This window comes from Streptomyces sp. NPDC014991 (assembly GCF_043080665.1).
Classification (GTDB): Bacteria; Actinomycetota; Actinomycetes; order Streptomycetales; family Streptomycetaceae; genus Streptomyces.
Genome location: NZ_JBIBVY010000019.1, coordinates 54692 through 68739 on the forward strand (window position 1 = coordinate 54692; position 14048 = coordinate 68739).

Here is a 14048-nt window from a genome sequence, read left to right on the forward strand (position 1 = left end):
GCGGGCGCGGCAACATACACCTCCCCCAGCCACCCTCCGGGACGAGGGCTCGGTCGCCGCCGGCGTCATCCATGGCGGGGTGCAGATCGCCCCCCCTTTCCTGCCGGATCCGCCGCAGGGTTGAGCGGACCGGCCAGCACAAGCCCACCCAACATCACGCACCCTCCGGGCACGCAGGACGGTGCCATGGTCGTCACGGCGGCCGGCACAGCATCGCCGCCGGCATGGTCACCGGCGGGTTCCACCAGCACCGGCATACCGGCCCCCGGGAACCCGCGCCCTGGCCTCACCCGGTCGGCGTCATCCCGTCCCGGGCGCAGTGCTTCCAGCAGCGCGCCGAGGCGGACCGGCTGCGCGCCGTCATCGACCAGGGCGGCACCGCGGTGCTGTGTCAGGTGCTGAGCGGTATGGGCGGGGTCGGCAAGACACAGCTCGCCGCCGGCTACGCCCGCACCGCCTGGGACACCGGCAGCCTGGACGTCATGGTCTGGATCACCGCCAACAGCCGCTCGTCCGTCGTGGCAGCCTACGCGCAGGCTGGTGTGGAGCTGTGCTGTGCCGACCCCGACGACCCCCCACAGGCCGCCCGCACCTTCCTGGCCTGGCTGACCCCCAAACCGGGCCAGCGGCCGTGCCGGTGGCTGATCATCCTGGACGACGTCGCCGACCCGGCAGACCTGCAACGCCTGTGGCCGCCGACCAGCCCGCACGGCCGCACCCTGCTCACCACCCGCCGCCGCGACGCCGCCCTGAGCGGGGAGGGCCGCCGCCTGGTCGAAGTCGGCCGGTTCACGAAGGCCCAAGCCGTCCACTACCTCACCACATCCCTGGCCGCACACGGCCGGACCGAGCCTTCGGACCAGCTCACCGCCCTGGCCGCCGACCTCGGCCACCTGCCCCTGGCCCTAGCACAAGCCGCCGCCTACCTCATCGACTCCCGCGATAGCGCCGCCAGCTACCGCAACCTGTTGGCCGACGAAGAAGCCACCGTGCTTGCCGACCTTGCCCCCGACGCCCTGCCCGACGAAACAGACCACCACCCTCGCCGCCACATGGTCCCTGTCCACCGCCCGCGCCGACACCCTCCGCCCCGCCGGCCTGGCCAGACCCATGCTCCACCTCGCCGCCCTGCTCGATGCCAACGGCATCCCCCAGGACGTCCTGACCGGTGATGCCGCCCGCGCCCACCTCGCCGCCCACCGCACCGGCACCAGCCTGGGCATCACCATGGAACCGGCCCCCGTCTCCCACCGCGACGCGGTACGCGCCTTGCGCGCCCTGGACCGGCTCAGCCTCATCGACCACCGGCCGGACACCCCTCACCAAGCCGTCCGCATCCACCAATTCATCCAGCGCACCACCCGCGACACCCTCACCCCTGAGCAAAAAGACCAATACGCCCGCGCCGCCGCCGACGCCCTCCTAGCCGCCTGGCCCGACATCGAACGCGACACCGCCCTCGCCCAGGCCCTTCGCGCCAACACCGAAGCCCTCACCCGCCACGCCGAAGAAGCCCTGTACCGGCCAGACGCCCATGAGGTGCTGAACCGTGCCGGCCAGAGCCTCTGTGAATCCGGTCAGATCACCGCCGCCGTGGACCACTACGGCCACCTGGCCACCACAGCCCGCAGCCACCTCGGCCCCGACCACCTCGCCACCCTGATCACCCGCCACAATCTGGCCTACTGGCGGGGCGAGGCGGGGGATGCGGCCGGCGCCGCGGCCGCGTTCGCCGAGCTGCTGGAGGAGATGCTGCGGGTGCTGGGCCCCGACCACCCCAGCACCCTGTCCACCCGCCACAATCTGGCCTACTGGCGGGGGAGGCGGAGGGAACTGTTGAGCAGCCGACCAACTGATATGGGTGTGAGCGGTGGTACCGCCCGGCCGCCGACCTACTCACACTTCGCAGTCCTGTTTCCCAGCCCTGCGCGAAGGCCTGACGTTCCTCAGCCTGCGCTTGGAAGGTCGTGATCGTTCTCAGCGGCATTTTCTGCACCGGAACTACTCACACCCGGTTTCGACCACGCCGAGACCCACAGGGCCGGACCCCGAGCCCGCCGACACCGGCGCCGTCTCCGCTACAGGTCGAACTCCAGGTGCTCGACGTCGGTGAACTCCACCTCCAGGCCGTGGGCGCGGCGGCCGCCGTCGCGGAAGTACATCTCGCCCAGGCCCTCGGCGGCGATGGCGCGCAGCTGCTGTCCGCTGGCGCCGGCGTCCTGGGCGTCGAAGAGGCGGGCTGCGTGCTGCGAGCCAGGGCGATGGTGAGGTGGCGGATGCGGGCGTCATCGCTGCTGCCGGGCGCGGCGGTGAAGCCGAAGCGAGCGCGGATGTCGACCACTGTGAGCAGCCGCTCCCACGGCAGCCGGTCAACCGCATGCCGGCCAGAGAGCGGCAGCCACGTGGTCACCTCGTGACAGCAGACCAACCCGCGTCCACAGCACATGACCAGGCAATCAACAAGCGAACGAGGCTGACGCACAACCGCTGCCACCAGCACGCCCACTCGACCCCCGTGCCACCCGCTCCGGCGGACTGAGCGGTGCCGGCCTCTCGTCTGTGCGGGTGTTCTCTGACAGATGACCTTGACCGTTTGTCAGGTGAGTTTGACCGCTTGGTTCCGATAACTTCCGGCTGTCGTGCCTATCCCGGATCCCTATCCAACAGTCGGCGATGATCAGCTCGCCGGGGTGTCACGCACGTCCGGCTACAACACGCGATTCGAGGAGTAGGCATGGCCGAGCGGCAGAACGGCACCGTGAAGTGGTTCAACGACGAGAAGGGGTTCGGCTTCATCACCCCGGAATCCGGTCCGGACCTCTTCGTGCACTTCAGAGCGATCCAAGGGGCCGGTTTCAAGAGTCTCAAAGAAGGTCAGAAGGTGACCTTTGTCGTTGTGCAGGGGCAGAAGGGTGCACAGGCAGACGAGGTCCTCCCCGAGGGCTGACAGGGCATCAAGATCGCTTGACAGACGGTCAAGATTGACTGTCAGAGGGCAGCGGGCCCCGGGCGCTCGTCGGCGAGCCGGGCCCGGTGGCTTGCAATTTCCAGTGCTGACCGCCTCGCTCAGCTCCGCTTCCTGGAACGCGTCCAGGAGCGGACCTCGCGCGCACCCGCCGGTGGATCGCGGACGAGGAGCGCCGCCAGGTCGAGCGGCGCCAAGGCGAGCAGCGCCGGCCCCCGGTGCCGGACTGGCTCGCGCAGTACGGCTTGAGCCGCCGCACCGTGGACCTGGTCCACGGCGGTCACTGCTGGGCGGCGGCACAGAGCGGCCGGACCCGGTGTACGTCGGTCATCGCGGTGCCCTCCTGCTCAGGCGGTCGGGTAGCGGTCGGCGCGCGGGGTGTTCTCGGTGAGCCAGCGGCGCAAGCTGTGCGTACCCCCGCGTGCGGTGCGGTCGTGGCGCTCCTTGACCGTGGTGTGGTGCTGGCCCAGTCCCTCACCCAGGTCCCGCCACGACACGACGCCGCCGGCGCTGTCGGGCCTTCGTCGGCAACCAGTTCTCCGGCGGCCATGTCTCCTTCGCCCGCGCGAGGTTCCAGGGCAGCACGGTCGACTACTCCAGCGCAGTCTTCTCCGGCAGCACGGTCTCCTTCGAAAGCGGACGCACCGCTCGACGGTGCGCTGTGAGATGCCGCGGGTGGACGCCTGCTGGACGGCTCGCTCGAGGCCGTCTCCGATGAGACCCATGGGGCTCTCCGTCCGTGATCGACGTACGGGGCTGTGGCGGCCGTTCAGGGCGCTTGTGGGCGCGTGCAGGGGCGCGATTCATGACATGAAGCAGTCTCGTGACCTGTTGGTTTTGTGGCTGTCTCGTAGCTCGGCCGGAGGGCCCGTCTCACCATCGTGTCATTTCCTTTTACGGTGGGGGCGAGGTGACCTCGCCCCCACCGTCGTAGGAGTCAAGCCGCCGTCACCGGCGCCTTCCCCGTTCAGAGTGTCCTGACCGTGCCGCCGTCGATGACGTGATCGGTGCCGGTGATGTATGCGACGTCAGACAGAAGGAACACGATCAACGCCGCCCCTTCTTCGGGTTCGGTGATCCGACCGGTGGTGATGTCGAAGGCGTCCGGGATCCGCTCAAGCCCTTGACGCGGTGCCGGACGCGGCGAAGACAACCAGGTCCCACACGTCGTAGACAGTGCCGACAAGCACGCCATGAATGCTCAGCGGTCGGCCGCCGGAGCGGCTGGGCGGGGCGACGGTCACAGGCGGCTGGACCCTCATGCCGAGCAGGATCGGGGGAAGCGGGCCCGTGTGCCATCACGCTGACCCGACACCCTGCCCGTGGACGGAACTTGCATGACTGACCAGCCGAAGCAGGTCGGCGGCGGACGCCGCACGACCAAGCTCGCCGAGCTCACCGACGACGTCCTGTTATGAGGCAAAGAGAAGAAAACACCCGGCTCGGCCACGATGTGACGGGCCGCGGTACCCACCGAGCAGCGCACCCCCACCACCAACGCTGCCGACAGCACCGAGGAACAGTCGCTACAACTATGCGGTGTGCAGAACAAGCCGACCACCGACATCACCCGACGAATCCCTGCACAGTCCCGGTAACACCACCGCCCCAACCGCGGCACCCAGGAAACGCGCCCCGCCGCCGGACGCCGCGTGCTCGGGGCCGGTCCCGCCACGCCGGGGGATGACCACGACGGTGACGGGCACGGTGACACCGGGCGGTGACCGGCGCTGCCGCTGCCCGGAGTCCCGCAGGGCCGAAACCTGCGGGCGCTTGCCCTCGCGATGCCCGGAGCCGCGGAGCGTCGGCCGGCCGGTGCCCGCGTTGGCGAGCGCGACACCGAGGGTGAGGCGCTTTTACCCATGGCGGGACCGCCCGCGACGACGATGACGTTGCCCGGCCGCATCTTGAGCACGGTGCGCGCGGCCCACCACATAGGGCACGGCCTTAGGAACCCTCGCTGTCGCCCCCACCTGCGGGAAGCAGCTCGCTCAAATCATCGTTCGGGACACGGTCCTATTTGACTCATCCCGGTGACGAGGGTGGATGAGATGTGGGCCAGGGCGGGGTCAGCAGCGATGAAGCACGTTTCGACTCCTGCCAGCTCGCGGTTCATGCGGGCCATCGGCATTTCGTAATCCAGGTCGCGAACGCCGCGGACTCCGCGGACGACGACGTCGATTCCGACTCGGCGGCAGTAGTCGACCAGCAGGCCGCCGGTGTAGGAGTCAACCGTGACGTTGCTCAGATCAGTTGATGCCGCGCGGAGCCGGTCCAGCCGTTCCGTGATGGGAAAGCGGCCGGTCTTGTTCGGATTGAACATCACGCACACGACGACCTCGTCGAACAGGAGGGCAGCGCGCCGGAGTACGTCCTGGTGCCCCTGAGTGACCGGGTCGAAGGATCCTGGGAAGAGGGCTCGCATGATCAGAAAGAGTAACAAGCGGTCGCTCCCGGTAGTGAAGTGCCAGGGCAGCCAGCCCCGCACCCTATCGCCAGTCCTGCGCTCTTCAGCGGTGCCGCTAGCCGGTGGCCACGTAGTCGCCGCTCACCCAGCCCCGCCGCCCGTCGGGGAAACCGGCGTACCGGCCGGCTACGACTCCCCCGTACGCCCGCCACACGTCATCGGACGTGATGCCCCAGCACTCGGCGTAGAAGTCGGTGTTCTTCGCCAGGACGGCCAGGGAACGCTAGCTGGTGCCCTTGCCCACACGCAGGTGCACAGGGGCGGTGGTGTGCAGTGACGCTTCGGCCCCGCGGTGTTGCACGCCCGGGGCTTGGATGATGCGGAGGCCACGGGGGCCGACGAGATCGTCACCACGGTGGCGAGGACAGCGGCCGTCACAGCGGCCACACCGATGAGTCGTCGGATCACGCCCCGCCAACTCCCACCCGGGGCACCGATCGGCCTGCGCGGCTTCTACCGCATGTACGTGCTGCCCGGACTACTCCTGCCGCACACACCGACACCATCAACCTCTCCCGGCCAGTTCACCCTGGGCCCAACCGTCCGCCTCCAGCCGTTCTACGACAACCTCTACGAGACGCTCATGGAACAGCTCACGGAAAACCCGGGCTGTCCAGCATCCCCAGGACTTCATCCAGACGCCCGGCCGGGTGGGCCGCAAGACGGTTCACAGGGACTGTGCGCGGCTGGACCGCAGCCGTGTCACCGGCCTTCAGTGGTGGTGGAGCCGGATGAAAGGCGTCGGCCCAGTGTCTGTCCCCCTCAGGGTTGGCAGCATCAGCTTCGGCGCCTCCCAGTCGAGTGGGCACGCCTTCAGGTGAACACCCACTCCGGCCACCTACGAGCACCCCCATAGTCCGCCGGGAATACACGTTCGGCTGACGTCGGGCCAGGGGTGCGCGCCTGTTGACGAGGAGTGACAGCGCGACCAAATCCTTCGAAGAGCTCATCGGGGTCATGGATCGCGTAGAGACAGATGGGGGCAACGCGCTGTTTCCTTCCTATGCGTCCCCACGTTCACCTCCCGATCCCGAGCCATGGGTAGACCGGCAAGAAAGCCGGGCGCAGCGAGGGCGATGCCAGTCACATGCAGTGGGCGAGCCATCGATTTGCAGGCCGGCGCATCCGGCCTCGCCGAGGACTGTCGTCCCCGGGGCCGCACAGGGTTGGTGCAGGCACTGCCAACGCCCGTACCGGGGGCCGCGCGACGCGAAGTCGCCTTCGACCGAGTCAAGGGGTGCGCCAAGACGTCACGATCGCGCCGTCGGCGCCACCGCGAGGCGCGTGCGCCGCAGGCGCACACCCGATCGACCACCGCTAGAAGTTGTCTTCACATGTCAAGCCCACATCAGAAGCGAGGCGAGGGTGACGGCTGCCTGGTAGGACTCGGCGGTCTTGTCGTAGCGGGTGGCCATGCCACGCCATTGCTTCAGGCGGTTGAAGCAGCGTTCGACGACGTTGCGCCGCTTGTAGAGCTGCGCGTCGAAGGCAGGCGGACGTCCGCCGAGGAAGCCGCGCCGGAGCCGGTTGCGGACCTGATCAGCCCGCGGGACGGTGTGGGCGATGCCTCGCCACCTGAGCCAGGTCCGGACGGCCCGGGAGCTGTGTCCCTTGCCGGCCAAGGCGTGGTCCGGCCTGACGCGAGGCCGGCCCGGTCCGGTGCGCGGCACCCGTATCACTTCCACGACTGCAGTGAACTGAGTGCAGTCGTTGACGTTCCCGCCGGTCACGGCAAAGGCGAGCGGACGTGGACCAGGGCGGCGGGTTTGAGGCGGTGTTCCTCGACCCGGTGGGGCAGCCGGTGCAGCAGCGGTGGGCGGATACCGCCATGACCGTGGCGCTCGGAAACTTGCCGCCGATGTCGGCGTTCCCGGCCGTGCCGGTCAGGCGCTGGGGCCCGGCCGGCGCAAGGGCGCCCTGGACCGGTTACGGAAACAGCTGCTTCACTTGCCGGCGCAGCCGCTCAAATCCTGAAGCAACCCTCCCAGAACCACAACGACGGTGCCCTAATGGTGAGTTGGGGCTAAGGGGGACGGTGTGGCCGATCAGGAGATCCGGGTACGGCTGGACGGGACCGCGGACACGCGGGATGTGGGCGCCCTGAAGGCATGGCTCGCACGCGAGGAACCACTCGAAGAACGGGTGCGTGCGGGCGAGTTGCGTATCGGTGAGGGGCAGCCCAGCGAGCCGGAGCCGGGCACGCCGATGGGCATGGGCTCCGAGATCGTCGTGGTGCTGGTCGGCTCCGCGGCCGGACCCGTCTTCAACCAGCTGGTCCAGGACATCAGACGTGCCGTGGAGGCGTGGCGGAGCAACCGGCGCGAAGTCGAGCGCGGGGAATCGCCCGAGGTCCGCGTGGACGTGGTGACTCCCGACCACGACGGGTGACCCGATGGCCGCCTACGACCCGCGCGGTAAGGTGAACCGGGCGCTGCTGGTCGGCGTCTCCGAGTACGACCTCACCGTGCCGCCGCACGGCGTGCCCGGCGATCTGCCGGCCGTCAAACACAACCTCAACCGGCTGCGTGACGTACTGCCCCGCGGCCGGATCTTCGGCGAGGACGAGATCCGGGTGCTGCGGTCGCCCTCCCTGGACCGCTTCAATCGGGTGCTGCGCACCACCGCCGACGAGGCCGACGGCCTGCTGCTGGTCTACTTCGCCGGCCACGGCGCGATCCCCAGCGCGGGCGACGAACTTTTCCTGCAGATGCGCAACGCGAGCGTGGTCGCGGGCGGGCAGGCGGTCTTCGCGGGCGCGGAGATGTTCACCACCGTGCTGACGGTGCTCGCCGCGGGCCGGGCCGAGCGGATCGTGGTGATCCTGGACTGCTGCTTCGCGGGCAATGCTGGCTGGATCTGGGAGAACTTCCGGGACAAGCGGCGCGTACTGCTCCAGATGAGCGTGCAGGCCAACCACCTCATCGACGCGGGCGACGGCTCTGCCCCGACCCCCTTCACCCAGCAGCTCGTCGACCTGCTGGACCGGGACGGCGAGGTGTGGTTCGGGGAGCTGGCCGGTGCGCTGCGGCGGCGGATGGGCGCGGCCGGCCACCACACCGTGCGCGGTGACCCCTGGGAGCCGCGCGGGCGGGCCGAGCCCGACGAGGACGTCCTGCTGTCGGCGCGGGCGGTGCCGCCCCCGCTCCGTGCCGCGGTGCCCGCACCCGGTGCCGCGCCCGGTCGTTCACCGCGACGGCGCTGGGCGGCCCTGCTCGCCCTGTTACGCCGGGTCGCCGGTGCGGTCGCCGGCCGGCTCCGCCGGTGGTGGCCCGGCCGGGGAACCGCGGCCCGCCTCGCCCTGGTGCTGGCGCTCGCCGCCATCGGCCTCGGCTCGTACGGCATCTACACCCTCGCCGCCGGCAGCCGCTCCTGCGCCCCGCCGCTCGAACTGCGTGTCCTGACCGACCCTGACTTGGAGTCCACCGTCCGTACGGCGGCTGACGCCTATCTGACATCGGACGCCAACACCACCGGCGACGGCTGCCGGCGCAGCGGCATCACCTTCTACAGCGCGGGCTCCGCCGCCGCGGTCACCGCGCTGCACCGGCAGTCGTCGCAGTGGCGCGACCCCCTCGACGAGGACACCGATCCGCAGCGGGACGTCGGACCGCAGCCCGACATCTGGATCCCCGCCTCGGCCGCCGACGCCGGCCGGGTGACCGACGGCCAGGACCCCCACTCCGTCGTCACGCTGACCCCGGACACCGGGCCGCTGGCCTACTCGCCGCTCGTGCTCGCCGTGCCGCAGCGCATCGCCGCCGCCGAGCCCGCCCGCACCGACCAGGGACTGTCCGACCTGATCAAGGACCTGCGCAGCCGCCACCGCGACGCCGCAGTGCGCCGCCCCGACCCGGAGTTCACCGACGCGGCGCTGCTCGCCACGGTGGGTCTCTACCAGCACTCCGACACCGCCGGCACCGGCGAGGAACTGGTCCGCGAGCCGGGCCCGCCCTCGCCGACCGCGGCCGACCTGCTGTGCACGCTGCCCGACGACGACGCCGTCGACAACCGCACCGCCGCCCTGGTCCCGGAGTTCCTGCTCAAGACAGGCGTCGGCTGCGACCGTACGACCCGCAGCCCGCGGATCGCCGAGTACCCCGACGACACCTCCGGCGTCGAGCCGACCTATGTGCGGGTCGGCTGGCGGGACGCCGACCGGGACGCGCAGGCCCGGGACACGGCGGCCGAGGACTTCCACGGGTGGCTGACCGGGAGCGGGGGCCGGGCCGTGTTCGCGGCGGACGGCTTCCGCACGCCCACCGGTGACCGCGGCCTGCTGGACCCCCGCTCCCCCGGGCCCGGCGTGCAGCCCACGCCGGGGATGCTGCCCGCGCCCCTCGCGCACAAGTCGCTGGACGACACGCTCGCCTCCTACCGGAGCGCCAACGGGGCCGGCCGGGTGTTGTTCCTGCTGGACAACTCCGGTTCCATGGGCGCACTCTGGCAGGGACCGAGCGGTGGCCCCGGCCTGCTGAAGCAGTCCCTGGGCGGCCTCTCCGAACAGGACGACGAGTACGGGGTGTGGACCGTCTCCGGCCTGGCCGCCGGCGACTCCCACAGACAGCTGCTGGACTTCGCCTCGCACAAGCGTGCGGCCGCCGAAGGCGCCATCGAGCACGGGGCGAGGATCAGGGACGCGGAGGCCGACCCGGCCGCCGCGCTGCTCGCCGCGCTCGACGACATGGCGCACCGCAGCGCCGACGACCAGCGGCCCCGGCTGATCGTCTACGTCACCGACGACGAGGACGACAACCGGCTGGCCGGCGCCCGGCTGGACGCCGTGGTGAAGAAGGCGCGCGCGGTGAAGGTGCCGGTGGCGATGGTGTCGCTGGTGGGCGGCGGCTGCGGCCGGGACAAGCCTGACGAACAGGTGTCCGACGCCAGCGGCGGGCGCTGTCTGGACGCCGACACGGATCTCGGCGCGGGGCTGCACGACGAGGTCGCGCGCACCGGCACGGGGGAGGACTGATGACCCAACGACAGCGAGGGCAACGACGGCGGTGGGCGGCGCTGGCGGCGCTGGTACTGGTCGCCGGCTGCGGCGGCGGGCACACCGTGCGGCAGCCCTCCGACGAGCGGGAGTCCGGCGAGATCGTGGTGGCGAGCGGGCGGGACGTCACCGGCAAGGGCGGCATCCGCGAGCAGCTGATCGACGCCTGGAACCAGCGGCAGCAGCGGACCGGCTCGCCCTACCGGGCCCGGCTGGTCGAACTGCCCGGCAACGCCGACGAACAGCGCAGCCAGCTGCTCGGCGCCCTGCAGTCCTGCAGCGCCGACTACGACGTGGTCAATCTGGACGTGACGTGGGTGCCGGAGTTCGCCGCCGCCGGCCTCATCCGCGCGCTGCCCGCCGACACGATCGACGACGACGTCATCAAGTCCGTTGCCGGAACGGCGAGTTGGCGCGGCGAAGTGTATTCGGTGCCATTCAACAGCGATGTGGGGCTGCTCTACTACCGGCCCGATTTGCTGAAGCGGGCCGGGGTGCAGCAGACCGACCTGAGCAAGGGCATCGACTGGGAGCAGCTGCAGACCCTCAGCAGTGACGTGAGCAAGGAGCTGCCCGCGGTGAAGGGCTGGACGACGCAGCTCTCGGCCTACGAGGGCCGTACCGTCAACGCGGTCGAGGCGTTCGCCTCCGCCGTCCCGGAGTTCGAGCTGACCGACGGTGACGGCCACTACGACGGCTCCGAGGGGGAGTTGAAGGACGGCATCGCCGAACTGCGCTCCCGCACGAGGGCGTACACCCTTCCCGGGGCCTTCCACTCCGACGAGACGAGTTCGCTCGGCGACTTCGCGGACGGCAAGACGGAGTTCCTGCGGCACTGGCCCTCCGCCTACCGCACCCTCTACCAGTCGTTCACCACCCACCAATTGGGGGTCGCGCCGCTGCCCGGGCGGGCGGTGCTCGGCGGGCAGAACCTGGCGGTCACCAGCTCCTCCGAACGGGCCGGCAAGGCCGCCGACTTGATCGCCTACCTCACCGGATCGGGCAGCGAACGCTGCCTGCTGGACGCCGGGTTCGCGGCGACCCGGACCTCGGCCTACCAGGACGACCGTGTGACCTGCCCGGCCGGCGGCGCCCCGACGCCGTCCGCCTCGGCCACCGGCGAGAGCGCCGACCGGATGCCGCGCGACTCCGCCGGGCGTCCCGCGTACGCCCGCCACATTCTGATGCCGGCGCTGCGCAGGGCGGTCCAGCGCCCGCGCACCCCGCTCTACGGCGCCTTCACGCAGACGTTCAGCGCGCAACTCGGCACGCTGTTCGCGGAGAACGCGCCGAGCAACGCGGAGCTCGCGAAGCGGCTGGACGCGGCGCTGCGGAAGGCGCTGCCCGGCTGACCGGCCCGTACCGCTCAGTCCGTGAGGCAAGCCAGCGCGCCCGAGACCAGCGTCCGTACGCCCGGCGCGACCGTCGACAGGTCGGGGGCGAAGCGGGGACTGTGGTTGCTATCGCCACGCCCGGCGACCGTGAACCACAGACCCTCGTGCAGGTCGTCGAGGTGCCCCGCCGCACACCACAGAGCGTAGGGGACGGTGTCGGGCCCGGACATCCGGTAGCCGGAGCCCAGGACCTCCGCGGCGTGCCGGACCGAGATGCGCTCCGGCATCCGGGCCGCGACCCGCACTGCCGATCGGACGTCGCTGTCGGGGAGCCGTTCAGCGACTGCCTGGAGGAAGTCCAGCCGGGCCGGGGTGTGCCCGCCCCGGCTACGGGTTGCCAGCGCTGCGGCGAGAGCGACCGCCACCGCCGCGGCGACCGCCTCTGGGTGGTGGTGCGAGACCGCAGCCTGGCGGGCGGCTTGCTCGGCGACCACGTCGAGGTCAGCGGCGTGCCAAGCGCCGAGCGGAGCGGCGCGCATGGCGGCGCCTTTGCCCCAGGAGCCCTGGCCACCGAACTGTCCGGCGACCACCTGCCGCCAGGGCTCGCCCGCGCCGATGCGACGGAGCACGTCATGCATCGAGGCTCCGTAGCCGCGGTGCGTGTCGTCGGCATAGGCCGCCGCGAAGCGCAGGGCGAGACGGTCCTGGTCAACGGTGCCGCCACTCTCGGCGAGTTCCCGGACGAGAACGAGTGCTTGGGCAGTGTCGTCGCTCCACCGTCACAGCGCTTCGGGGGGCAGCGTCCGCGCCTCCAGGGCTGCCTGACCGTCCCGGCGCAGGATGCCGAACCAACGGTCACCGAAGGCGTCACTGAAGGCGCGCCCGTGCAACGAGTCCAGCACAGCGGTAGGCGTGTTGATCACCGGGGCAGTATCACAGCGGGACGGCGCCCCTGCATCCCGATTCTGACGCGCACGTGCGACAAGCACCGAACGGTGTGTCGTGCTTTCTCGGGCTGACCTGCCCCTGCGTCGCTCTGCTGCAGCCGGGTGGACGATGCATCCGAGGCCGACTTGCCTTTGAGTGCACTCCAGCCGCCACACTGATCGTCACCGGAATCCGTACCCGTGACAGAACGGCGGCAGCAGATGGCGACGACCAGCAAGGCGGGGCATCCCCTGCCGTACGACACCTACCGTGAGGAGATCGAGCGGGAGACCCGCCGGTTCGCCGACGCGGTGCGCGGCGCCGGCCCCGCGGGTGCCGTGGCCTCCTGCCCCGACTGGACACTGGCCGAGCTCACCCGGCACGTGGGCTCGGTGCAACGCTGGTTCTGCACTCTGCTGTCCCGGCGTGTGCAGGAGTTTCCCCGCAGCCGGGACGTGGAGCTGGGGCTGCCCGACGACCCGCGGGACTACCCCGACTGGGTGGCGGCGGGAGTGCCCGACGTGGCGGCCGTGCTGCGGGACACGGACCCCGACGCGCCGATGTGGACATGGGGCGAGGACCGGCATGCGCGGTTCTGGGCGCGCCGGATGCTGTTCGAGACGCTGGTGCACCGGGTGGACGCGGAGTGTGCCGTCGGCCGGGAGCCGGACGTCGACCCGGTGTTGGCAGCGGACGGAGTTGACGAGTTCTTGGTGAACCTGCCATACGCGGGGCTTTTCGCGCCTGGGGTGACGAAGCTGCGCGGCGACGGCGAGACAATCGCGTTCGGGTGCACTGATGCGGCTGGTGAGGAATGGCGGGTGCGGCTGGAGCCGGTCGGTATCCGGCTGCTGTCCGGCGGGGTTGCCGAGTCCGGGCCGGACACTGCGGCGGTACGGGGGCAGGCGGCGGATCTTCTGCTGCTGCTCTACGGCCGACGGTCGTACCAGGAGACGGTCTTCGACGTCTCGGGGGACGCCACGGTCCTCGACCGCTGGTTCGACCACACGGCCTTTTGATCCGGACGGCCTGCCGGAACGCCGTACGGGTGCCCTGCGCGGTCACCGCGCGGCGGTACTCGTCCGGCCGGTGGGCCGGGGCGGTGCCGAAGACACTCAGGCGGCGGGTGCCGCGATGTCGTCCTGCAGTCGATCGCCGCTGAAGGTCAGCAGGTCGTCGTGGAGGCGTCCCAGGAAGTCGCAGGGTGGCAGGGAGCATCAGGAGTCAGGTGGTGCTCCGACCTGGTTGCGGGGGGAGGGACCGCAGCGGGCGGGTGCGCCGGTGGCCGGCGGGTGCGCCGGTGGCCGTTGGCGCAGATCCCGATTCAGGCCGCCGACCAACCTGGGCCATGCCGAACACCAACCG

At 70.8% G+C, this 14048-nt stretch carries 10 protein-coding genes and 4 pseudogenes; 7 read left to right on the forward strand and 7 right to left on the reverse strand.

The genetic code is table 11. The annotated features are described in order from the left end of the window. The first annotated feature begins 224 nt into the window (after window positions 1-224). Together ACF1BE_RS26340 and ACF1BE_RS26345 are read left to right on the forward strand one after the other, a co-directional pair. Entirely contained in the window at window positions 225-1172 is a 948-nt protein-coding gene (locus ACF1BE_RS26340) for an NB-ARC domain-containing protein (RefSeq protein WP_392201495.1), read from the forward strand. Then, window positions 1111-1971, forward strand: coding sequence for a tetratricopeptide repeat protein (locus tag ACF1BE_RS26345; protein ID WP_392201496.1), 861 nt, complete (start codon window positions 1111-1113; stop codon window positions 1969-1971). Before ACF1BE_RS26340 ends, ACF1BE_RS26345 begins: the two co-directional genes overlap by 62 nt. A 107-nt stretch (window positions 1972-2078) precedes the next feature. On the opposite strand, the pseudogene tpg reads toward ACF1BE_RS26345, so the two are convergent. Then, window positions 2079-2341, reverse strand: a pseudogene (gene tpg, locus ACF1BE_RS26350) (telomere-protecting terminal protein Tpg); the annotation flags it as partial. A 393-nt stretch (window positions 2342-2734) separates the two neighbouring features. Here tpg and ACF1BE_RS26355 point away from each other — a divergent pair. Beyond that, complete coding sequence (locus ACF1BE_RS26355) at window positions 2735-2947, forward strand: cold-shock protein (RefSeq protein ID WP_392201497.1); 213 nt, start codon at window positions 2735-2737, stop codon at window positions 2945-2947. Between the two features lie 365 nt (window positions 2948-3312). Here the strand turns inward: ACF1BE_RS26355 and ACF1BE_RS26360 are convergent, their stop codons facing one another. From ACF1BE_RS26360 to ACF1BE_RS26375, 4 genes and pseudogenes are all read right to left on the reverse strand, one after another. Further along, complete coding sequence (locus ACF1BE_RS26360; protein ID WP_392201498.1) at window positions 3313-3462, reverse strand: hypothetical protein; 150 nt, start codon at window positions 3460-3462, stop codon at window positions 3313-3315. 470 nt (window positions 3463-3932) lie between these two features. Next, window positions 3933-4085, reverse strand: a pseudogene (locus ACF1BE_RS26365) (SDR family oxidoreductase); the annotation flags it as partial. An 876-nt stretch (window positions 4086-4961) separates the two neighbouring features. Continuing rightward, the gene (gene coaD / locus ACF1BE_RS26370) at window positions 4962-5390 is read right to left on the reverse strand and encodes a pantetheine-phosphate adenylyltransferase (protein WP_392201499.1); all 429 of its coding nucleotides are present in this window, start codon (window positions 5388-5390) and stop codon (window positions 4962-4964) included. Between the two features lie 1379 nt (window positions 5391-6769). Continuing rightward, window positions 6770-7177: pseudogene (locus ACF1BE_RS26375) on the reverse strand (transposase); the annotation flags it as partial. A 292-nt stretch (window positions 7178-7469) separates the two neighbouring features. Between ACF1BE_RS26375 and ACF1BE_RS26380 the strand changes: the two are divergent. From ACF1BE_RS26380 to ACF1BE_RS26390, 3 genes are read left to right on the forward strand one after another with little or no spacing between them, the layout of a single operon-like run. Then, complete coding sequence (locus ACF1BE_RS26380; RefSeq protein ID WP_392201500.1) at window positions 7470-7820, forward strand: hypothetical protein; 351 nt, start codon at window positions 7470-7472, stop codon at window positions 7818-7820. Window positions 7821-7824: 4 nt separating this feature from the next. Then, window positions 7825-10401, forward strand: a complete 2577-nt coding sequence (locus tag ACF1BE_RS26385) for a substrate-binding domain-containing protein (protein WP_392201501.1) — start codon at window positions 7825-7827, stop codon at window positions 10399-10401. Continuing rightward, complete coding sequence (locus ACF1BE_RS26390; protein WP_392201502.1) at window positions 10401-11774, forward strand: extracellular solute-binding protein; 1374 nt, start codon at window positions 10401-10403, stop codon at window positions 11772-11774. Before ACF1BE_RS26385 ends, ACF1BE_RS26390 begins: the two co-directional genes overlap by 1 nt. A 14-nt stretch (window positions 11775-11788) precedes the next feature. Here ACF1BE_RS26390 and ACF1BE_RS26395 read toward each other — a convergent pair. After that, window positions 11789-12523, reverse strand: a pseudogene (locus ACF1BE_RS26395) (ADP-ribosylglycohydrolase family protein); the annotation flags it as partial. Window positions 12524-12535: 12 nt separating this feature from the next. Beyond that, on the reverse strand, window positions 12536-12679 hold the full coding sequence (locus ACF1BE_RS26400; RefSeq protein ID WP_392201503.1) for a hypothetical protein: 144 nt from the start codon (window positions 12677-12679) through the stop codon (window positions 12536-12538). Between the two features lie 204 nt (window positions 12680-12883). Here ACF1BE_RS26400 and ACF1BE_RS26405 point away from each other — a divergent pair, with 204 nt between their 5' ends. Next, window positions 12884-13702: a maleylpyruvate isomerase family mycothiol-dependent enzyme gene (locus tag ACF1BE_RS26405; protein WP_392201504.1), complete on the forward strand. Its 819-nt coding sequence runs from the start codon at window positions 12884-12886 to the stop codon at window positions 13700-13702. Window positions 13703-14048 lie beyond the last annotated feature (346 nt).